18 protein-coding genes are annotated in these 23079 nt (G+C 42.7%); all 18 read left to right on the forward strand.

Annotated features, from left to right (window positions below; genetic code table 11):
• Nucleotides 1–193 precede the first annotated feature (193 nt).
• The gene (locus Q4550_RS07245; protein WP_303531324.1) at nucleotides 194–1423 is read left to right on the forward strand and encodes a competence/damage-inducible protein A; all 1230 of its coding nucleotides are present in this window, start codon (nucleotides 194–196) and stop codon (nucleotides 1421–1423) included.
• Between the two features lie 11 nt (nucleotides 1424–1434).
• Nucleotides 1435–3003, forward strand: a complete 1569-nt coding sequence (locus tag Q4550_RS07250) for a DEAD/DEAH box helicase (RefSeq protein WP_194221456.1) — start codon at nucleotides 1435–1437, stop codon at nucleotides 3001–3003.
• Nucleotides 3004–3195: 192 nt separating this feature from the next.
• Complete coding sequence (gene recA / locus Q4550_RS07255; protein ID WP_283152221.1) at nucleotides 3196–4242, forward strand: recombinase RecA; 1047 nt, start codon at nucleotides 3196–3198, stop codon at nucleotides 4240–4242.
• Between the two features lie 380 nt (nucleotides 4243–4622).
• Nucleotides 4623–6185: a ribonuclease Y gene (gene rny, locus Q4550_RS07260; protein WP_194221458.1), complete on the forward strand. Its 1563-nt coding sequence runs from the start codon at nucleotides 4623–4625 to the stop codon at nucleotides 6183–6185.
• 105 nt (nucleotides 6186–6290) lie between these two features.
• On the forward strand, nucleotides 6291–7085 hold the full coding sequence (locus Q4550_RS07265; protein WP_226612874.1) for a TIGR00282 family metallophosphoesterase: 795 nt from the start codon (nucleotides 6291–6293) through the stop codon (nucleotides 7083–7085).
• 99 nt (nucleotides 7086–7184) lie between these two features.
• Nucleotides 7185–7445 carry a stage V sporulation protein SpoVS gene (gene spoVS / locus Q4550_RS07270; protein WP_044391806.1) on the forward strand — a complete coding sequence of 87 codons (261 nt, stop codon included), beginning with the start codon at nucleotides 7185–7187 and terminating at the stop codon, nucleotides 7443–7445.
• 87 nt (nucleotides 7446–7532) lie between these two features.
• Nucleotides 7533–8456 (forward strand): dipeptidase, encoded by a 924-nt coding sequence (locus Q4550_RS07275; RefSeq protein WP_303531331.1) that lies wholly within the window; start codon nucleotides 7533–7535, stop codon nucleotides 8454–8456.
• 109 nt (nucleotides 8457–8565) lie between these two features.
• A complete protein-coding gene (locus Q4550_RS07280; protein WP_303531334.1) occupies nucleotides 8566–10317 on the forward strand; it encodes a 2-oxoacid:acceptor oxidoreductase subunit alpha in 1752 nt (583 codons plus the stop codon).
• Nucleotides 10304–11170, forward strand: a complete 867-nt coding sequence (locus Q4550_RS07285; RefSeq protein WP_303531336.1) for a 2-oxoacid:ferredoxin oxidoreductase subunit beta — start codon at nucleotides 10304–10306, stop codon at nucleotides 11168–11170. The genes Q4550_RS07280 and Q4550_RS07285 overlap by 14 nt, the downstream gene beginning before the upstream one ends.
• Before the next feature lie 187 nt (nucleotides 11171–11357).
• Nucleotides 11358–12398, forward strand: coding sequence for an L-threonine 3-dehydrogenase (gene tdh, locus Q4550_RS07290; protein ID WP_303531337.1), 1041 nt, complete (start codon nucleotides 11358–11360; stop codon nucleotides 12396–12398).
• A 42-nt stretch (nucleotides 12399–12440) separates the two neighbouring features.
• Nucleotides 12441–13616, forward strand: a complete 1176-nt coding sequence (locus Q4550_RS07295; protein ID WP_194221464.1) for a glycine C-acetyltransferase — start codon at nucleotides 12441–12443, stop codon at nucleotides 13614–13616.
• Between the two features lie 304 nt (nucleotides 13617–13920).
• The gene (miaB, locus tag Q4550_RS07300) at nucleotides 13921–15453 is read left to right on the forward strand and encodes a tRNA (N6-isopentenyl adenosine(37)-C2)-methylthiotransferase MiaB (protein ID WP_303531338.1); all 1533 of its coding nucleotides are present in this window, start codon (nucleotides 13921–13923) and stop codon (nucleotides 15451–15453) included.
• Nucleotides 15453–15869 carry a YlbF/YmcA family competence regulator gene (locus tag Q4550_RS07305; RefSeq protein ID WP_194221466.1) on the forward strand — a complete coding sequence of 139 codons (417 nt, stop codon included), beginning with the start codon at nucleotides 15453–15455 and terminating at the stop codon, nucleotides 15867–15869. The genes miaB and Q4550_RS07305 overlap by 1 nt, the downstream gene beginning before the upstream one ends.
• Before the next feature lie 245 nt (nucleotides 15870–16114).
• On the forward strand, nucleotides 16115–16648 hold the full coding sequence (locus tag Q4550_RS07310; protein WP_303531339.1) for a DUF6886 family protein: 534 nt from the start codon (nucleotides 16115–16117) through the stop codon (nucleotides 16646–16648).
• Nucleotides 16649–16652: 4 nt separating this feature from the next.
• Entirely contained in the window at nucleotides 16653–17402 is a 750-nt protein-coding gene (locus Q4550_RS07315) for a phosphotransferase family protein (protein ID WP_303531341.1), read from the forward strand.
• 251 nt (nucleotides 17403–17653) lie between these two features.
• A complete protein-coding gene (locus tag Q4550_RS07320) occupies nucleotides 17654–18205 on the forward strand; it encodes an outer spore coat protein CotE (protein ID WP_194221469.1) in 552 nt (183 codons plus the stop codon).
• A 337-nt stretch (nucleotides 18206–18542) separates the two neighbouring features.
• Nucleotides 18543–21140, forward strand: a complete 2598-nt coding sequence (gene mutS, locus Q4550_RS07325) for a DNA mismatch repair protein MutS (RefSeq protein ID WP_303531342.1) — start codon at nucleotides 18543–18545, stop codon at nucleotides 21138–21140.
• A gap of 16 nt (nucleotides 21141–21156) precedes the next feature.
• The gene (mutL, locus tag Q4550_RS07330; protein ID WP_303531343.1) at nucleotides 21157–23040 is read left to right on the forward strand and encodes a DNA mismatch repair endonuclease MutL; all 1884 of its coding nucleotides are present in this window, start codon (nucleotides 21157–21159) and stop codon (nucleotides 23038–23040) included.
• The last annotated feature ends 39 nt before the right edge of the window (nucleotides 23041–23079 follow it).

The following is a 23079-nucleotide window of genomic DNA, read 5'->3' on the forward strand; positions in this document are numbered from 1 at the left end:
GGGAACAGATTAATCTGTTCCCTTTTGAAACCTCTTTAATAAGCGAATAAGCGATCGAATAGGTAATTTCCCCATTGTTTTCAAGGCGCTTCCTTATACGTTAAAGGTAAACCAATGTATAATGGGGGTAGAGAAATTATGAGCTATGGAAACAAGGAAACACCTTGCTTCGGATAGAAGGGATGGTTACAAAATGAATGCAGAAATTATTGGAATCGGTTCAGAGTTACTACTTGGACAAATCGCCAACACAAATGCAAAATTCATCTCAACTCGTTTGGCTGATCTTGGTATTAATGTTTTTTACCATACAGCCGTCGGTGATAACAGTGAACGATTAAAACAAGTTATTGAAGTTGCAGAGTCTCGCTCTGATTTGTTGATTTTCACAGGTGGCCTTGGACCTACTAAAGATGATCTAACGAAAGAGACGATTGCTAGTACTTTAAATAAAAAATTAGTCTATAACGAAGAAGCAATGGAAAATATCCAGGATTACTATAAAAAAACGGGCGCTCCCATGTCAGAGAATAATCGCAAGCAAGCGCTCGTGTTAGACGGAGCTACAGTGCTTCGTAACGACAATGGTATGGCCCCGGGTATGGCTGTTACGGCTAACAACCACACATATATGCTTTTTCCAGGACCACCTAAAGAGCTCTATCCAATGTTCACGAACTATGCTGAACCCTATTTACTTGGTCAGTTGAAGCAAGGTGATACGATTGTATCCCGCGTGCTTCGATTCTTTGGTATTGGAGAGTCAAGGCTTGAAACAGAGCTAGAAGATTTGATTGATCAGCAAACGAACCCGACGATTGCCCCGCTAGCTGGGGAATGGGAAGTTACGCTTCGATTAACAGCTAAAGCCGACACTAAACAAGAAGCGGATAAGTTAATTGATGAAACAGAAAAATTAATCGATGCACGTGTAGGCTCCTATTTATATGGCTATGGAGAGACAACACTCGCAAAAGAAGTCTTCTCACTTCTTAGCGACCGTGATTGGTCTATATCAACAGCAGAAAGCCTTACAGGCGGTATGTTTAGTCAGGAAATAACGGATCTCCCTGGAGCGTCATCACTTTTCTATGGTGGGGTTGTGTGTTACTCTAACGAAGTAAAGCGCGAGATCGGCGTATCAAATGAGACACTAGAAGCATACGGTGCCGTAAGCGAACAATGTGCAATTGAACTCGCTAGAAGCGTAAAAAAGAGATACAAAACCGATGTCGGCATCAGTTTCACGGGTGTTGCAGGTCCAGATCCTAGTGAAGGGAAAGAACCTGGAACAGTGTTTATTGGTGTTGCAGCACCATCTGGTGAGAAAGTGGTCGCCCTCAATCTTGCAGGGAACCGTCACGCCATCCGTAAACGCACTGTGAATCATGGATTGAATACATTATTGAAGTTAGAAAGGTGAATAACGTACGTATGAAGAATTTTGAAGACTTTGCATTGTCAAATGAAGTTAGAAAAGCTGTGCTCGAACTTGGTTTCAAAGAAGCGACCCCGATTCAGGAGAAAGCACTTGAACCAATTTTAGAAGGTAGAGATATGATCGGTCAGGCACAGACCGGTACAGGAAAAACAGCTGCTTTTGGTATTCCTGTTATTGAAAAAGTGAAAAAAATCGGAGGACCTGAAGCCATCATTCTCACACCAACACGTGAGCTTGCTATGCAGGTTGCGACTGAGCTTCAGAAGCTTTCTAAATACAAAGGGTTAAATGTTCTTGCCGTTTACGGTGGGGAGCCAATCTATCATCAAATCCGTGCATTAAAGAGAGGCGTTAACATAGTTGTAGGAACACCAGGACGCATGCTCGATCACTTGAAACGTAAAACACTTCGCACAGATAACGTTCATACAGCTATTTTAGATGAAGCAGATGAAATGCTTGATATGGGCTTTATTGATGACATTGAACTTATTTTCAAGCAGCTGCCGGCTAATCGCCAGTCGCTCTTATTCTCAGCTACAATTCCTGCGCCAATCCGTAAGCTCTCCAGCAAATATTTGAAGAATCCACTGACGATTTCCGTTTCTAAAGGAGATATAACAGCGGATACGGTAGAGCAGGTTTATTACAGAACATTTGAAAGTGATAAATTCGATACGCTTTGTCGCGTCATCGAAAGTGAAGACATTCGCCTCGGCATTATTTTTACCAAGACAAAAAAAGGGGCAGCTCAAGTAACAGAGTCATTGAAAAAGCGTGGCTATCGAGCAGAAGAACTTCACGGCGATTTAACGCAACAGCAGCGTTCGAAGGTAATGAATCTCTTTAGAAAATCTCAAGTGAATTTCCTTGTTGCAACAGATATCGCAGCTCGTGGAATTGACGTTGCTCACGTTAGTCACGTGATCAACTATGATATACCTGAGGACCCAGAACGCTATGTTCACCGTATTGGACGTACAGGTCGCGCTGGGAACAAAGGAATTGCGTTAACGCTCGTAACGCCTAAAGACATGCGTTTCCTTCAATCCATTGAATCAAAAATCAAATTGAACCTATCTGCTGAGCCGCTTCAGGATGAAACGGTTGATCTTGATAACATTGTAAAATCTGTTGAAAAGCAATTGAAGAAGCAAAAGTCTGATTCGACTGCTCGTGAAACAACGGAGCTTCTTTTAGCTAAATATAACGCAGAAGATCTTGTTCAAGCTTTCCTTGAGAACGCCATTCAGCAGAAACAGAACACGACCCCTTCCGAATATAACTTTGGTGAAACAGGCGGTCAGAATGGAATGGTTCGTTTCTTCTTAAATGTAGGTCGTAATATTGATCTACATCCAAAGAAACTTTTAAGTGAGCTTTCTGTGATGGCTGGCGTTGATACAGAGTCTGTTGGCCGCATTGATATTTTTGAGAAATTCTCGTTCTTTGAAGTGCACGAAGACGTTGCACCATTCGTCTATGAAGCGCTTCGAGCTGGCGGTATTGATGGTAAATCAATCCACCTTGAACCAGCTAAACCACAAAAAAGCAGAGTATAAAATAGAACGATCAGCTTCACTACAGGGGCTGATCGTTCTTCTTTCTTTTTTTATCAAGTTATAATAATCGGGACGTGAAAAGTCAATAGGGTAGAAAATAAAAAAAGACGAATAAATGTTCGGTTTTCTATTGGCAAATCACCTAAAAAGAGATATGATAGTGATAGTTTAATAACGAGGAGGAATTCATTCGTGAGTGATCGTAAAGCTGCCTTAGATATGGCACTTAGACAAATAGAAAAACAATTCGGTAAAGGTTCAATCATGAAACTCGGCGAACAAGCTGAGCAAAGAGTCTCTACAGTATCAACTGGTTCACTGGCTCTTGATATTGCTCTTGGTGTGGGTGGTTATCCAAGAGGTCGTGTTATCGAAGTATACGGCCCGGAATCTTCTGGTAAAACAACAGTTGCCCTTCACGCTATCGCAGAAGTACAGCGTAACGGTGGCCAGGCTGCTTTTATTGATGCTGAGCACGCTCTGGATCCGGTTTATGCAGAAAAGCTTGGTGTTAACATCGATGAGCTACTACTTTCTCAACCTGATACAGGAGAACAAGCCCTAGAAATTGCGGAAGCGCTCGTACGAAGCGGTGCAGTTGATATGGTTGTAGTTGACTCCGTAGCTGCTCTTGTACCAAAGGCAGAAATCGAAGGTGAAATGGGAGATGCGCACGTTGGTTTGCAGGCGCGTCTAATGTCTCAAGCGCTTCGTAAGCTTTCAGGTGCGATTAATAAATCCAAAACTACCGCGGTCTTTATTAACCAGATTCGTGAAAAAGTTGGGGTTATGTTCGGGAACCCAGAAACAACTCCAGGCGGACGTGCGCTGAAGTTCTATTCATCTGTTCGTTTAGAAGTTCGTCGTGCTGAAACGCTGAAGCAGGGTAACGATATGGTCGGTAACAAAACGCGTATTAAAGTTGTAAAGAACAAGGTCGCTCCGCCGTTTAAACAGGCAGAAGTTGACATTATGTACGGAGAAGGGATTTCCAAGCAAGGTGAGATCCTTGATATTGGTTCAAACCTTGAAATCGTTCAGAAGAGCGGCGCATGGTTCTCATTCGAAGGCGAACGTCTTGGGCAGGGCCGTGAAAATGCAAAGCAATTCTTGAAAGAAAACCCAGCAATGGAAGCTGAAATTGAAGGGCGTATTCGCGCTCATCACAATCTAGATGCAGATAAGCAGATAGATGAATCAGCTGCAGGTAAAGACACGCTTCTACCTGAAGAAGAATAAGACGCTTGATAGAAAGTCGGTCATAATGGCCGGCTTTTTATCTACTTACATAGTCTTTCGATACGAAACGTTGTACTGACATAGAAAGCTGATTTTCCATGATCAGGCAGTGAATGCCCCCTCAATCAAGGCATTTTCACTAAGAGTTCAAGGCGAAAAAAAGAGCAATAATGAGTAATTTGAAGGGATTTTGCCCTGATGTGCTCTCTTGACAACCTTTACTCTGAAAGATACAATATTAATTGTATAATTATAATTTTCTAGTAGAATTATACTTTATTCTTAACAGATGAAATGTGCTGGATTGAAATTTTGCAAGTGGTACTAAGAATTAACATGACAGCAAACCAACAAGTTGATAGCAGGAGGAGGTGAGTTCGATGGATATAGTGATCATCATCTCCACTATGCTGGTCTCTGCAGTCGTCGGAGCAGTTGTTGGATTTCTTGTTCGCAAAACGATTGCTGAAGCGAAAATCTCCAGTGCAGAAATGGAAGCGCAACGGATTATCAAAGAAGGTAAAAACGACGCTGAAGCTTTGAAGAAGGAAGCTATGCTTGAAGCGAAGGACGAGAATCATAATCTTCGTGTTGAAGCTGAGCGTGAAATTCGTGAACGCAGAAATGAGTTACAAAAACAAGAGAATCGTTTGGTACAAAAAGAAGAGGTCCTTGATCGCAAAAGTGAGACTCTTGACAAAAAAGAGGATTCCCTCGAAAGAAGAGAGGACTCTCTCACCAAAAAACAACGGCAAATTGAAGAGATGGAAGGCAAAGTGGAGGAGTTGCTTCAAGAGCAACAACACGAGCTTCAGCGAATTTCCGGTTTAACAAGGGAAGAAGCGAAGCAAATCATCTTCCGTGAAAGTGAGCAGGAGCTTGAGCATGAGCTGGCGCAGATGGTGAAAGAGCGCGAGAACTATGCGAAAGAAGAAGCTGATAAGAAAGCGAGAGAAGTACTTTCGCTTGCGATTCAGCGCTGTGCAGCGGATCATGTTGCAGAAACAACGGTTTCCGTTGTAAACCTGCCTAATGATGAGATGAAAGGTCGAATCATCGGTCGTGAAGGCCGAAACATTCGAACTCTTGAAACGTTAACGGGGATTGACTTGATTATCGATGATACACCTGAGGCAGTTATTCTGTCAGGTTTTGATCCGATACGAAGAGAAATTGCTCGTAATGCCCTGGATAAGCTCGTACAGGATGGAAGAATTCACCCTGCACGAATTGAAGAAATGGTTGAGAAATCACGCAGGGAAGTGGATGAATACATTCGCGAAGTTGGAGAACAATCCACATTTGAAATTGGAGTTCACGGACTCCACCCGGATCTTATTAAGATCCTGGGCCGTTTGAAATTCCGTACAAGTTATGGACAGAATGTCTTGAAGCATTCCATGGAAGTTGCTTATCTAACGGGTCTTATGGCCGCAGAGCTTGGAGAAGACGTACAGTTAGCACGTCGCGCTGGTCTCCTTCATGATCTTGGTAAAGCGATTGACCACGAAGTCGAAGGTAGCCACGTTGAAATTGGCGTTGAGCTTGCGACGAAGTATAAAGAGCATCCGGTTGTTATAAATGCAATCGCATCTCACCATGGTGATACGGAAGCAACATCAGTAATTTCAACGCTTGTGGCAGCAGCCGATGCATTGTCAGCTGCACGTCCGGGAGCGCGTCGTGAAACACTTGAGACGTATATTCGCCGTCTTGAGAAACTTGAGGAAATTTCAGAGTCGTTTGAAGGCGTTGAGAAATCATTCGCGATTCAAGCTGGCCGAGAAATCAGGATCATGGTTAAGCCTGATCTTGTTGATGACGTTTCATCATATCGTCTCGCACGAGAAATTACGAAGAAAATTGAAAATGAACTGGACTACCCTGGGCACATTAAGGTCACGGTCATCCGTGAAACAAGGGCAGTTGAGTATGCAAAATAAAGCGATGCCGCGTGCATCGCTTTATTTAATTTCACCTAAAACTTACGAATCATACTTTCTTTTGATAAACTGATAAAGAATGAACTAAGAGATTGGAGCATTATAATGAATATACTTTTTATTGGAGACGTTGTTGGCTCTCCAGGACGCAATATGATTTCTACTTATTTACCTCGCTTAAAGAAAAAATACAAACCTACTTTTACGATTGTGAATGGCGAGAATGCGGCAAGTGGTCGCGGCATTACAGAGAAGATCTACCGTGGCTTTCTTGAGTCAGGCGCACAAGTCATTACGATGGGTAATCATACATGGGACAACCGTGAAATTTTTGAATTTATCGATCGTGCTCCTAAACTCGTCAGACCTGCTAACTTCCCAGAAGGAACGCCAGGAAACGGTTCAACGATTGTGAACATTAATGGTGTTGAAGTAGGTGTCATTAACTTGCAGGGAAGAACATTTCTTCCTGCGATGGATGATCCGTTCCGTAAAGCGGATGAACTGATTGAAGAGATGAGAGAGAGAACACCGGTCATTTTTGTTGATTTTCATGCAGAAACAACGAGTGAAAAACAGGCGATGGGCTGGTATCTTGATGGCAGAGTGACGGCAGTCGTTGGAACACATACTCATGTTCAAACAGCTGATGAGCGCATCTTGCCAGGTGGAACGGCTTATATGACAGATGCAGGAATGACAGGTCCTTACGATGGTATTCTTGGTATGGAGCGTGAAGCGGTAATTAAGAAGTTCCTTACGACAATGCCTGTAAGGTTTGAAGTAACAAAAGGTCGGGAACAACTTAGTGGGGTCTTTTTAACACTAGATCCAAAAACTGGTAAGGCAACAAAGATTCAACGGATTGCGATCAATGACGACCATCCATTCTATGATTAAAACGTTTTGAAAAGATGACGGAAACAGCAGGAATACAAGCTTCTTACAAGGAATATAGTCTAGAGTGGTAATGGATGATCAAATTAAGGAGGGGCTATAATGGATATATTAAAAGTTTCAGCAAAATCCAATCCTAATTCTGTAGCTGGTGCACTTGCGGGCGTCCTTCGGGAACGCGGTAATGCCGAGATTCAAGCGATTGGAGCAGGTGCATTAAATCAGGCTGTTAAAGCAGTAGCCATCGCAAGAGGGTTTGTAGCACCTAGTGGCGTTGACCTCATTTGTATCCCTGCTTTCACCGATATTTTAATTGATGGTGAAGAGCGTACCGCAATTAAGCTCATTGTAGAGCCTCGCTAAATCATTCCGTCAGAAAAACCTGTTTGTTTTTACAAACAGGTTTTTTATACTTTAATTTGAAACGCAGAAGAATGAAGGGGGATCTTGATGAATATAGTAGATGCACACTGTGACGTATTATGTAAAATGTGGTTAAATCCATCGCTTTCCTTTGAAAATGGGGAAGGACTCCATACAAACCTTGAGCAAATGAGAAGGGCAGGAGCAAAGCTACAGCTCTTTGCGATCTATGTTCCAGAAAGCGTGCCAGCTTCCGCTAAATTTGATTGTGCTCTTGAAATGGTTGAGATTTTCCATGAGAAGGTTATCAAGCCATATGAGGATGTTGTTGCGGTTTATTCCAAAAAAGAGGCAGAGCAGCTTCCTGATGGGAAAATAGGAGCGATGCTCACGCTAGAAGGCGTAGATGCAATAGGGAGTGAAGCAACAAGGCTTAAAACGCTCATTCGACTTGGTGTACGATCGGTTGGATTAACGTGGAATTATGGGAATGCAACAGCAGACGGTATTCTTGAATCAAGGGGCGCAGGACTAACTGATTTTGGAAGAAGCGTTGTCGATTTACATAACCAGCATCGGGTTTGGACGGATGTTTCGCATCTTTCAGTCCGAGCATTTTGGGATGTGTTAGAGCAAGGACGCTACGTCATCGCCTCTCACTCGAATGCCAAAGCCATTTGCACCCATCCAAGAAACTTGGATAATCAACAGTTATCGGCGCTAATTGAACAGAATTCCTTGATCGGCGTGACGTTTGTGCCTAAGTTTCTACGAAATGATCGGAATGCAAGTGTTTCGGATATTATCCATCATATTGAACACATCTGTAGCCTCGGTGGCGCGGAGAATATTGGACTTGGCTCTGATTTTGATGGAATTGATCAAGTTCCGAAAGGTTTAACATGCTACAGCGACTATCCTCGACTTATTGAGGAACTACATCGCTATTACAATGATGACCAAGTAAATGGCTTTTTAGGTGAAAACTTTATGGCTAGACTACCTGAGTAAGTAAGAATTTAGTAATTGTGAGCTTCGTGAGCAGGGAATTATCATCCTATTTCGAACTAGTAATATAAGCAAGCGGTTTCAGGTACTAGATTAGAAAGGGTGGGACGTTATGATCGAACAACTTTCGTGGAAAGTTGGAGGACAGCAGGGTGAAGGAATAGATAGTACAGGAGAAATATTTGCGATTGCATTAAATCGACTTGGCTACTACTTGTATGGTTACCGGCATTTCTCGTCCCGTATCAAAGGCGGGCATACGAATAATAAGATCCGTGTTAGTACGAAAGAAGTTCGAGCGGTCTCAGATGACCTTGACATGCTTATTGCGTTTGATCAGGAAACAATTGATGTAAATGCTCATGAGCTTCATAGTAAAGGAATTATTATCGGTGATGCCAAATTCAAGCCAGTGAAGCCTGAGAATTGTCAGGCGACGCTCGTGATCATTCCCTTTACTGAAATCGCAACTGAACTAGGAACATCACTGATGAAGAATATGGTGGCAATTGGCGCAACAAGCGCGGCGTTAGGAATTGATACTGCGACGTATCAAGCTGTCGTCGAAGAGATATTTGGCCGTAAAGGCGAAAAAGTTGTGAACAATAACATGGAGGCGATTCAGCGTGGCGCTGATGCTTACAATGAATCCGCGGGTAATCGTGTTCAAACGCTTTCGTTAAAGAAAGCGGATGGAAAGCATCGTATGTTCATGATTGGAAATGATGCGATCGCGCTTGGTGCCCTGGCGGGAGGGGCAAGGTTAATGGCTGCATACCCAATTACGCCAGCATCAGAAATCATGGAGTACTTAATTAAGAAGCTGCCAGAGTTTGGTGGGACGGTCGTGCAGACGGAAGATGAAATTGCGGCTGCAACGATGGCGATTGGTTCAAATTACGCAGGCGTTCGAACGTTAACCGCATCTGCAGGACCTGGTTTATCCCTTATGATGGAGGCTATAGGCTTATCTGGTATTACTGAAACGCCTCTTGTGATCGTTGATACGCAGCGAGGGGGACCGAGTACGGGACTTCCTACTAAACAAGAACAGTCTGATTTACTGGCGATGATTTACGGCACACATGGAGAGATTCCTAAGATAGTGATTGCGCCAAGTACCGTGGAAGAAGCATTTTATGATGCGATTGAAGCATTCAATTTGGCTGAGGAATATCAGTGTCCGGTCATTCTACTATCTGATCTTCAATTATCATTAGGAAAACAAAGTGTTGAACCGCTCGATTACAATAAAATCAAGATTCGTCGAGGGAAGTTAAGTGATGACGCAATCGCTGAGCGAGAAGATAAATCATATTTTAAACGCTTTGAAGTTACTGATGATGGGATATCCAATCGCGTGATTCCTGGCACGAAAAATGGCATTTTTCATGTCACAGGAGTAGAACATGATGAGACAGGAAAGCCATCTGAGGTTCCGCAGAATCGAAAAGATCAAATGGAGAAGAGGCTTCGTAAAATCAGCAATTTATCATTCCCACAGCCTGTTTTTAAAGTGGAGCAGCATGAAGAGCCAGATGTCCTTCTGGTTGGTTTTAATTCGACAAGAGGAAGTATTGAAGAAGTAATGCCAAGACTTGAAGCAGATGGATTAAAAGTAAACCACGCGCAAATCCGACTTGTCCATCCTTTCCCTGTAGATGAGCTTCAGCCAATGTTACAGGCTGCGAAGAAAGTGATTGTCATTGAACACAATGCGACTGGTCAGCTTGCAAGTCTCGTAAAAATGAATGTAGGTTATGGGGAGAAAATTGAAAGTCTATTGAAATACGATGGAAATCCATTTCTACCTGGAGACATCCACCAACAATGCAAGGAGATGTTAGCGAATGGCCACATTTAAAGATTTTCGGAATCAGGTAAAACCTAACTGGTGTCCTGGCTGTGGAGATTTCTCGGTTCAAGCGGCCATTCAGCGCGCGGCAGCAAATGTAGGTCTTGAACCAGATGATCTTGCTGTAATTTCCGGCATTGGTTGCTCTGGTCGTATAAGCGGGTATATTAACGCGTATGGCTTTCATGGGATACATGGCAGGTCACTTCCTATTGCACAGGGCGTGAAGATGGCAAACCGAGAATTAACGGTTATTGCGTCAGGCGGAGATGGGGACGGCTTCGCAATCGGTATGGGGCATACCATTCATGCGATGCGACGAAATATTGATATTACCTATATCGTGATGGACAATCAAATTTATGGTCTAACAAAAGGACAGACCTCTCCAACGAGTGCAGAAGGCTTTAAAACAAAAAGTACGCCTACAGGTTCCATTGAGTCTTCTTTATCAATAATGGAACTTGCGCTCTCAAGCGGCTGTGGCTTTGTGGCCCAAAGCTTTTCAACAGATTTAAAGGACCTTGTAGCGATCATTGAGCAAGGAATTCAACATAAAGGCTTCTCTTTAATTAACGTGTTTAGCCCGTGCGTTACGTTTAACAAAGTTAATACGTATGACTGGTTTAAACAAAACCTCATTAGCTTGAGTGATATCGAAGGATATGATCCGAAAAATCGAATGTTGGCGATGCAAACATTAATGGAGCACGACGGATTGGTAAAAGGTCTTATTTATCACAACCCTAATCGTCCTTCTTATCAAGAGTCCGTAAGAGGATATAGTGCAGATGCCTTATCCAAGCAGGAGCTAACGCTTCCAAAGGAGAAGTTCTCGGAATTAATGGCTGAATTTATGTAATACGAACATGAACCCTTCTGTGTAGAAGGGTTTTTTTATGGGGATTTTGTCGTCATCCCATTCCATAAATAAAACTATAACTGTCCGCGTGTGGAGGACAGTTCACCTTTACGTGATAAATAATAAATGATAGTATAGTTGTGATAACAGTGATTAGAGAATGTTTCGGAAAAGTGAGGTGTACGCTGTGGAAGGAAAAATGAAGGCGATTGTAAAGCATGAACGTGCAAAGGGTGCTCAGCTACAAACCGTTGATATTCCACAAATTAATGATAATGAAGTATTAATTCAAGTAAAAGCAACATCGATTTGCGGAACAGATGTACATATTTATACGTGGGATGAATGGTCTCAGAGCCGCGTAAACCCTCCATATGTTTTTGGTCATGAATTTGCTGGAGTGGTTGTAGAAAAAGGTAAGAACGTAACTAACCTTGAGGTTGGAGATCATGTTTCAGCTGAAACTCATATTGTCTGCAATCAATGTCCACAATGTTTAACAGGGAAGTTTCATATTTGCGAAAATACGAAAATCATTGGTGTTGATACGGACGGCTGTTTTGCGGAATATGTGGCTCTTCCATCACAAAACATATGGAAAAATCCTGAGTCTCTTTCATTCGATGTCGCTTCTGTTCAAGAGCCAATGGGGAACGCAGTACATACTGTACTCGCTGGAGATGTAGCAGGAAAGACCGTAGCGATCATTGGCTGTGGGCCAATCGGAATAATGGCTGTAGGTGTAGCGAAAGCAGCTGGAGCATCACAGGTCATTGCACTTGATTTAAATGACTATCGCCTTGATCTTGCGAAAGAAATGGGTGCAACAACCGTCATTAATTCACGAAATGAAGATCCTCTTCAAGTTGTGAAGGAGCTAACACATGGCCATGGCGTTGACGTTGTATGCGAGATGTCAGGACATCCGATTGCAATGAACCAGGGCTTCAAAATGGTGACAAACGGTGGCCGCGTTTCTATTCTAAGTTTACCGGTGCGACCAGTTGAAATTGATGTGACAAATGACATTGTTTTCAAAGGGATTACCGTTCAAGGAATTACGGGAAGAAAAATGTTTGAAACATGGCGCCAGGTTTCTGGATTATTGCAGTCAGGTCAGGTAGATGTAGAGCCAATGATTACACATCACTTCCCGCTTGAAGACTTTGAAAAAGGCTTCGAATTAATGATCGAGGGTAAATGTGGTAAGGTAGTATTACATCCATAAGGCTCAAATTGAGCCATTACATAATAATGAGGAGGCCGATCAATGAAAGGTTTTGAATATCTCCAAGAAGAGCTTGATCAAATGCAAGAGGAAGGCGTGTTTCGTAATTTAATTCCGCTTGAATCCGCTCAAGGGTCACGCGTTACGATTAAAGGAAAAAACGTCATTCAGCTGTCATCAAACAACTATCTCGGACTGACGGACCATCCGAAAATGAAACAAGCAGCGATTGAAGCCGTTGAAAAATACGGTGCAGGAACAGGTTCTGTTCGAACGATTGCAGGAACGCTTTCAATGCACGAACAGTTTGAAGAAAAGCTTGCTGAGTTCAAGCACACAGAAGCGGCGCTCGTTCTTCAATCAGGTTTTGCAACGAATCAAGCAGTCCTTTCAGCGATCCTATCGAAAGAAGACGTCGTGATTTCTGATGAACTAAACCACGCTTCGATCATTGACGGCATTCGCTTAACAAAAGCGGGACGTCGTATTTACAAGCATACGGACATGGAAGACCTTGAGAACGCACTGAAAGAAACACAAGATTATCGTACGCGTCTTGTTGTGACGGATGGTGTTTTCTCAATGGACGGAAACATTGCACCGCTAACTGAAATTGTCGAGCTTTGTGAAAAGTATGATGCGCTTGTGATGGTTGATGACGCTCACGCGAGTGGTGTACTTGGTGAGAACGGTCGCGGTACGGTTGACCACTTCGGCTTAAACGGACGCGTTCACATCCAAGTTGGTACGCTTAGTAAAGCAATTGGCGTTCTAGGTGGTTACATTGCAAGTACAAAAACACTTCGCGATTACCTGATCCATAAAGGTCGTCCATTCTTGTTTAGTACTTCTCATCCTCCAGCTGTAACAGCTGCTTGCTCAGCAGCAATCGACGTTCTTGTGGAAGAGCCGGAGTTAATCGAGAAGCTTTGGGATAACACGAAATTCTTTAAAGCCGGTTTGAAAGAACTTGGTTTTGACACAGGCATTAGTGAGACACCAGTAACACCTGTCATCATAGGTGACGAAGCGCTCACACATAAATTCTCTGATAAACTATTTGAGAACGGCGTTTTTGCGCAGGGCATCGCGTTCCCTACCGTTGCTAAAGGAAAAGGCCGCGTTCGTACGATCGTAACGGCTCAACATTCCAAAGAAGATCTTCAAGAAGCACTGGATGCATTTGAAAAGTCTGGAAAAGAGCTTGGAATTTTATAAATGAAAGGTGGAGGGGGAGCGATCCCTCTCTTTTTTTAGGATAATTTTGTACCCACATCTGCGTTAGTTCATCTATCCTGGGCTTTCTCCTTTTTCCAGGTTTTATTGATTAAATACTCTGAACCCCTTATAATAAAGGAATGTCCATTAGTTACACATTTCTTAATTGACAATAAAGGATAACGTATAAAACGAAGCTTTTATAGAATTGATTTCTATTAGCGAGGTTTTTTCTAAGTTTAGGAGCGTTATGCTCTTTTTCATAGCAGGGTCATCCTTTTTAATTAGAAAGGAGTCGAACGACATGAATGAACAACAGCGTCTGGATTCGCAAATCCATGTAAAGAAAACAGAGAAAACAACGGAAGATTTCGCGAAATATTTCCAGACAACGTACCAGGCACCTAACTTAAAAGATGCTAAGCGCAGAGGGAAAGAAAATGTAAACGTTCATTATGATTTTGAAATTCCAGAGAATATTAAAAACCTTGGGAAAGATAAAAAGTTTTTGATTCGTACGTACGGATGTCAAATGAATGAACACGATACAGAAGTAATGGCAGGAATTTTTGAAGAAATGGGATTTGAAGCTACAACGGAAGTCACAGAGGCGGATGTTGTTCTCCTAAATACGTGTGCGATTCGTGAAAATGCGGAAAACAAAGTATTTGGTGAGCTCGGTCATCTAAAACCGTTAAAAATGGAAAATCCCGATTTAATCATTGGCGTATGCGGGTGTATGTCACAGGAAGAATCTGTCGTAAACCGTATTATGCAGAAGCATCAATTTGTTGATTTAATCTTTGGAACACATAACATTCACCGTCTTCCAGAACTGATGGAGCAAGCTGTCTTCGGTAAAGAAATGGTAATGGAAGTATGGTCTAAAGAAGGCGACATTATTGAGAACCTTCCTAGAACGAGAAAAGGTGAAATCAAAGCATGGGTTAATATCATGTACGGCTGTGATAAATTCTGTACATATTGCATTGTTCCTTATACACGAGGGAAAGAAAGAAGCCGGCGCCCTGAAGATATTATTCAAGAAGTACGCCATTTAGCTGCTAAAGGCTATAAAGAAGTGACGCTTCTCGGACAGAATGTAAACGCCTACGGGAAAGATTTAGAAGACATTGAGTATGGACTTGGTGATCTTATGAACGAGATTCATAAGATTGATATTCCAAGAGTTCGCTTCACGACGAGCCATCCACGTGACTTTGATGATCGTCTTGTGGAAGTGCTCGGTCAGGGTGGTAACTTAGTTGATCATATTCACCTTCCTGTGCAAAGTGGAAGCAATGAAGTTCTGAAATTAATGAACCGTCGCTACACACGTGAAACGTATTTAGAACTAGTTAGTAAAATTAAAAAGGTTATGCCTAACGCAACCTTTACAACAGATATCATCGTAGGGTTCCCTAATGAAACGGATGAGCAATTCGAAGAAACGATGGAGCTTGTGAAGGAAGTAGAGTATGACAGTGCGTATACGTTCATTTACTCCCAGCGTGATGGTACACCAGCTGCTAAAATGAAAGATAACGTCCCAATGGAAGTGAAGAAAGAACGCCTTCAGCGCTTGAATGCCCTTGTGAATGAAATGGCTGCCAAAAACAACGCTGTTTTTGAAGGACAGATCGTAGAAGTGCTAGTTGAAGGGGAAAGTAAGAAAAATGCAGACGTTCTTTCTGGCTATACGAGTAAGAACAAAGTAGTAAACTTTAGAGGTCCTAAATCGTTAGTTGGTCAAATTGTTCAGGTGAAAATCACAAAAGCAAAAACGTGGTCACTTGATGGAGAATACATCGAAAAAACGGCTGAGGTGAATGCATAATGATATCAAGAATGGAAGTAATTGCAAAAGCAAAAGATCTTGCGAAGCTCGTATCTGAAACAGAAGAAGTTGATTTCTTCAAACGTGCAGAAGAAAAGATTAACGAAAATAAAAAGGTTCAAAGTCTGATTGCTCGTATTAAACTAGAGCAAAAAGAAGCGGTTAATCTTCAGCACTACAGCAAGCATGAAGCATTGAAGGAGAAGGATGAGCGTATTGACAAACTCATGCAGCAGCTTGATGAAATTCCTGTCGTACAGGAATTCAAGCGCTCGCAGTCGGATGTGAATGATCTTCTTCAACTTGTAGCAAATACGATTTCTAACACGGTAACAGATGAAATTATCGAATCAACTGGTGGAAACGTACTTGAAGGAACTACTGGCTCAAGTCAGCAGGGACCTGGTTGTAAGTAATAGCTTCCATATGTTCATCATTTAATATGAATACGAAAGCCTTCCAATGGTTTATTGGAAGGCTTTTTTTATTGGATGCAAACTGTTTTTTGAAATAGTCACTTATTATATTGGATAATTATGTTAAAGTGAACAAAGAGACTACATAAGCTATTTATTCAAACGGAAGAGTTTCTATGTATTTTAATAGCGAAAGGGTAATGGCGTTATAGCCTGAATAGCTGAATCCTAGAGGAGGCAATGGTGTGCGTATTTTTCATGTAAGTGAAGAAGACGATATTCAAAAATTTCACCCAAGGATTCCTACGCGTAAAGATCTTGACCAATCAATAGGACTCGTTTGGGCCGTTAACGAAATTTGTTTACCTAACTTTTTAACACCACGGAATTGTCCGCGCGTTTGCTTTCACGTCGGGCCAAATACTTCAGATGCAGATAAGCAAACATATCTATCTTCGAGTTGTCAGCATGTGATCGTCCTTGAAAATAGCTGGTTTGAAACGATGACTCGAACTAAACTCTATTTGTATGAGTTCGATGCGATGCATTTTAAGCTCCAAGACGAGAATGCTGGCTATTATGTAAGCGAAACCACCCAAGTTCCACTGAATAAGATTGAGATAGATCACCCCATTCAGGAGCTATTCCGTCGTCAGGTAGAAGTAACGTTTGTTGATCACCTGTGGGATATCTTTGATGAGATTCAACAATCCACACTTCAGTGGTCCATGTGCCGGATGAGATTTGCTCGTTCGAGAAATTCAAAAAGAGAGGAGTAGCGACATGGAGCTTGGTCATCCAATCGCTGCTGGAAATACAGCGAAAATTTACATCGTTCAAGAGAAAATTGTGAAAGTGTTTCGTGAAGACCTTCCAGAAGGAACCTCTTTCTATGAAGCTGAGAAGCAACGTTACGCTTTATCAAAAGGACTTCCGGTACCGAAAGTCATTGAGGTAACGAAAATAGATGGTAGACAGGCAATCATGATGGAAAAAATCAGCGGTCGCACGTTAGGTGAGCTACTTTTAGAAAATAGGAATCTAGCACAGCACTATATGGAGATGTCCATTGACATTCAACAAAGCATTCATCGGATCAGCGCCGACTCATTTGAACCGATGACCGAAAAGCTAACACGCCAAATAGGTGCAGCGGATCGATTAAGTCAATCTCAAAAAACAGCGTTATTCCTCAAATTGAGTGAAATGCCAGTTAAGAAGCAGCTTTGTCACGGTGATTTTCATCTATTTAATCTGATTATGGACGATCAAGTAACGATTATTGATTGGGTGGATGCTAGCGCTGGGGATAGCCGAGCAGATGTTTACAGAACGTATCTATTGTATACGCAATTTTCAAGCGAATTAGCGGAACTGTATTTACAGCTCTATTGCATAAAAAGCGGCTTATCAAAAGGGGAAATCATGGAGTGGGCTCCGATTATTGCGGGGGCACGGTTATCAGAAGGAGTATTATCAGAAGACAGTGAACGTCTATTAGAGATTGTAGATAAGTTAAGCCTGAGAGGATAAAACGCCTCCTAGGCTTAACTTATTTCTTTATATATTTTTCACATACCATACTTTTTTAAGAAAAATACGAAAAGGTTGTAAAGCATTGGACATTCGAGACATAGACTGATAGTGGAACAGCCTTTATATATAAGAAAACATTTATTTTATGGTGTTGGTCATGTTATTTCGTGTTGAAGTAAAAAAAGAGGAACACTGGTCGTTTGTCTTGCATAGGATGAGAATGAAGATTGGAAGAGGAGGTATGATCGATGTCAGAGGAATATAATTACAGAGAGATATTCGCCAAAGCTGTTTGCGGAAAAGGGCGTAAATTCACACAGGATACAAACACAGTAACACCAAACCATAAGCCTTCTAGTATTCTGGGTTGCTGGATTATTAACAATCAATTCACTGCGAAGAAGCGTGGTGACGTTGTACAGGTGGAAGGTTCTTATGACATTAATATCTGGTACTCTTACAGCCATAATACGAAAACAGAAGTCGTAACAGAAACAGTCAAATATCATGAAGAAATTCCTCTTCGCTACAAAGACAAAGACTGTGTTGCTGAAGAAGTGGTTGCAAAAGCGATACAGGAGCCTAACTGTCTCGAAGCTACTATTGCACCGAGCGGTCATAAGGTCATTGTTCAAGTGGAAAGAGAGTTTCTTGTAGAAGTGATTGGCGAAACGAAAATTTGCGTATACGTTAATCCGGATGGCTGCGGAGACGATGATGACGATTGGGATTATGATGTAGACGATGAAGAGTTTGAAGATTTGGATCCGAACTTTTTAATTGGTGATCTAGAGGAATAGTGCGTCCAGGGAGAAGCAATCCTTCTTCCTGGTTTTTATTTTGTCATTAAGAGCTTATAGAGTCTAACCGCCAATTTGTCGTTTCACCCCTTCGATTGAAACACAAAACGTCTCATTCTCAGGGATTCCAACGTCCTACGGATTTAAACAGGCACACTCCGCTTTTCTTGTCTAGCTGCGTGTGCCAAATCCTTCGGTCGTTTCACCCCTTCGATTGAGACATAAAATGTCTCATTCTCAGGGATTCCAACGCCCTACGGATTTAAACAGGCACACTCCGCTTTTCTGATATGCTATACTGTTATTTGAATAGATTTAAGATTGGTGGAGAAGAAACATGGCTCGATATACCCCGATGATGGAACAATATTTACGGATTAAGGCAGAGTACCAGGATGCCTTTTTATTTTTTCGTTTAGGCGACTTTTATGAGATGTTCTTCGAGGATGCGATGCGCGCTTCGAAGGAATTGGAGATTACATTAACGAGCAGAGATGGTGGGGGAGAAGACCGCATTCCGATGTGTGGTGTGCCTTATCATGCTGCTGAAAACTATATATCACAGCTAGTGACAAAAGGTTATAAGATTGCGATTTGTGAACAAACAGAAGATCCGAAACAGGCGAAAGGCGTCGTTCGAAGAGAAGTCGTTCAGCTTATTACGCCAGGTACGGTGATGTCGGACCATTTAATTAAAGAAAAGGAAAATAACTACATTGTGGCCATCTCCGTATTTGATGATGAGACTTATGCGCTTGCGGCGAATGATTTAACGACAGGTGAATCGATGGCAACAATTTTAGCTGGCGATCATCATGAAGTAATCGGTGAGCTCTCGAATCTGGCCCCGCGCGAAGTCATTCTTGCGAGTGATAGTGAGGCACTTTCTACAGCGATTCAAGAGCGAATGACCGTTACCGTATCGATTGAAGATGATGTGACGATTCCAGAATCGCTGCAGAAGTTAAGTGACCATATCGATCAGCCGAAGCTTCTTCAGGTGTTTGGCCGACTTCTTCAATATTTGATTCGTACACAAAAGCGCTCAATGGATCATCTTCAGCCGCTTCGTCACTATCACGTTTCCCAATATATGAAACTTGATGTGAATTCTAAACGAAACCTCGAGCTAGTGGAGACGATTCGAGATAAAAAGCGGACAGGCTCTCTCGTCTGGTTCCTTGATAGTTCAGTAACAGCAATGGGCGGACGATTACTAAAGCAGTGGGTTGAGCGCCCGCTCTTACAGCAGCGAGAAATTGAGAAGCGACAGGAGCTTGTCGAGACGTTAATGAAGCAGTTCTTTGAACGTGAGACGATTCGTGAACAGCTTCAGGGCGTCTATGACCTTGAGCGACTTGCAGGGAAAGTGGCGTTTGGAAACCTAAACGCTCGTGATCTCGTACAGTTGCGAAAATCGCTAGAGAAAATTCCAGAAATCAAGCAGGCAGTGGGATCTCTTGATAACCCATATGCGAATGAGCTTGCGGAGGAAATCCTCCCATGTGATGATCTCGTTCAGCTTCTACAGGCGGCGATTGAAGATAACCCGCCTCTTTCTGTGAAAGAAGGTCAAATGATTCGAGACGGCTATCATGCGGATCTTGATAAATACCGCGATGCGAGTCGGAACGGCAAAGACTGGATTGCGGCCCTCCAAATGCAGGAGCGAGAGCGTACGGGGATTAAATCTCTTAAAATTGGCTACAACAAAGTCTTTGGTTATTATATCGAAGTAACAAGATCAAACCTTCCGAACCTTCCAGAAGGTCGTTATGAGCGGAAACAGACGCTGTCTAATGCGGAGCGTTTTATTACCCCTGAACTAAAAGAGAAGGAAACGCTCATTTTGGAAGCGGAAGAAAAGATTGTTGATCTCGAATATAGCTTGTTTGCGAACTTGCGTGAAGAAGTGAAGACTTACATTCCTGAGCTTCAGCAGCTTGCGAGGAAAATTAGTGAGCTCGACGTGCTTCAATCGTTCGCGGTTGTAAGTGAAGAAAATCGCTTCACTAAGCCAGTCTTCTCCAAAGAACGTAAAGTGGCTGTTGAAGGTGGACGTCACCCAGTCGTTGAGAAAATGTTAAAAGGCCGAGAGTATGTGGCAAACGACGTGATGATGGATCGCGATCGTGAAATCCTCTTAATTACAGGTCCTAACATGAGTGGTAAAAGTACGTACATGCGCCAGCTCGCCTTGATTTCGATCCTTGGGCAGATCGGTTGCTTCGTACCAGCGGAATCCGCTGTGCTCCCTGTATTTGATCAAATCTTTACGCGAATCGGTGCAGCAGATGACCTTGCAGCTGGTCAAAGTACGTTTATGGTGGAAATGCTTGAAGCGAACTACGCCATTACGCGTGCTACGCAAGATAGCTTGATATTACTTGATGAGATTGGTCGCGGAACGTCAACGTATGACGGCATGGCGCTTGCGCAGTCAATTATTGAATATGTGCATAGTGAAGTAAGAGCAAAGACACTGTTCTCAACGCACTATCATGAGCTAACAACGCTTGAAGAAGACCTTGATCGCGTAAAAAATGTTCACGTTAAAGCGGTTGAAGAGAAGGGGAGAGTTGTTTTCCTTCATCGCGTTCATGATGGATCCGCTGATAAAAGTTACGGTATTCACGTGGCGCAGCTTGCCAATTTACCTGATGCGCTCATTCAGCGTGCAGAAGCGATATTAGCTGAGTTTGAGGCAGAGCCTGGCGCTCCAAAAATCCCTGTAGAGAAAAAAGAAACGGTCGAAGTCAAAGAAGATGATGCGCAGCTTGCTTTCTTTGATCAAGCAGAGGAAAAGAAGAAGCCAGCACGATCGTCCGGTGAGAAAGCGATTCTAGATCGCTTGAAGTCTGTGGATATTATGGAAATGACGCCGATGGACGCGATCAATACACTATATGAATTAAAGAAGCAGTTAAAGTCGTAGAGAAAGGGTGAGGAAGATGGGAAAGATCGTACAGCTTGATGATCAGCTTTCAAACAAAATAGCTGCCGGTGAAGTGGTGGAAAGACCGGCCTCTGTTGTGAAGGAACTAGTGGAGAATGCAATTGATGCAGAAAGCAGTGAAATCACAATTGAAATTGAAGAGGGCGGTCTTTCCAAAATTCGCATCGTTGATAACGGAAGTGGAATGGATGAGGAAGATTGCAAGCTCGCTTTCTTCCGTCATGCGACGAGTAAAATCAAAAATGAACGGGACTTGTTTCAGATTGAAACGCTCGGCTTCCGCGGGGAAGCTCTTCCGAGTATTGCAGCGGTGTCTCACTTAGAGTTAAAAACCTCAACAGGAGAAGCGGCTGGAACGTATGTCAAAATTGAAGCGGGTAAAGTAGCGGAATTTAAAGCAACGGATAGTCGAAAAGGAACGGAAATGACCATCACGGGCTTATTCTACAATACACCAGCTCGCTTAAAACACATGAAAACCGTTCATACGGAGCTTGCGAATGTGGCTGACGTGATTAACCGTCAGGCAATGGCTCATCCGGATATTGCGTTTCGCTTCTTTCATAACGGGAAGAAGCTTCTGTCCACGACAGGAAATGGTGATCTGCTTCAAGTAATCGCAGCGATATATGGGTATAATACAGCACGCAAAATGCTTCCACTACAGGCAGAAACAATTGATTTTTCTGTCAGTGGCTATGCAGCGAAGCCAGAGTTAACACGTGCGTCAAGGCAGTATATCTCGCTTGTCATCAACGGGCGCTACATCAAGAACTTTACGATTACAAAAGGGATTCAGCAGGGATACCATACGCTTCTTCCGATCGGTCGTTATCCGATTGTCGTTCTTCATATTAAAATGAATCCTACGCTTATTGATGTGAACGTCCATCCATCTAAATTGGAAGCGCGCATTAGTAAGGAACAGGATCTCGCACTCGCGATTGAAAATGCGATTAAAGGCATCTTCAAGAAGATTGAACTCATCCCGGAGCAAACTCCACCGAAGCAAAAGGAGCCCGAGACTGAGCAGCCAGCATTTCATTTTCAACATGAGGTTCGTAATAAAGAGCCTGAGGAAGTGCCGATTAGACGTGAATGGACTCCTGAAAGAAAAGTGGAGCATTCGGATGAACAGACCGAATCATTTCCTCAACCTTTTAGCGTGAAGGAAGAGATCCAAGCAGAGCATTATGAGCCGAGACCAAGTGACGCTTCAACACATTCTAGAGAACCAGAAAAGCGGGACGAGCTAGAGATGGCGATGGACTACGTGAAGGAAACGAACAGTGATTCACGTATTCCTCCGCTTTATCCGATTGGTCAAATGCACGGAACATATATCCTTGCTCAGAATGAGAATGGGCTGTATATTATTGATCAGCATGCGGCACAGGAGCGAATAAAGTATGAATTTTATCGTGAGAAAGTCGGCGAGATTGATCCGGTTGTACAGGAGCTTCTCGTTCCGATTACACTAGAATACAACACATCCGAGTCGGCGATTATTGATAGTCGAATTGATGACCTTGCGAAGGTTGGCGTTTTCTTAGAATCATTTGGACCGAATAGCTATATGGTCAGCGCTCATCCCGTTTGGTTCCCCAAAGGAGCTGAACAAAATACGATTGAAGAATTGATTCAGGAGGTCGTTGATAATCGTCGGATCGACGTGAAGAAGCTGCGTGAGGAAGCGGCGATTATGATGTCGTGTAAGAAATCCATTAAAGCGAACCGTCATTTACGTGATGATGAAGTGTTCACGCTTCTTGAAACGCTTAGGCAGTCCATTGATCCGTACACGTGTCCACACGGTCGTCCGATTATCATTCATTACTCCACGTATGAGATGGAGAAGATGTTTAAGAGAGTAATGTAACGAGCACAATGAGAAAAGTATGCAGGAAAGTGCGTGAGA

Origin of the sequence: Anaerobacillus sp. 1_MG-2023, assembly GCF_030547345.1 — a bacterium.
GTDB classification, from domain to species: domain Bacteria; phylum Bacillota; class Bacilli; order Bacillales; family Guptibacillaceae; genus Guptibacillus; species Guptibacillus hwajinpoensis_B.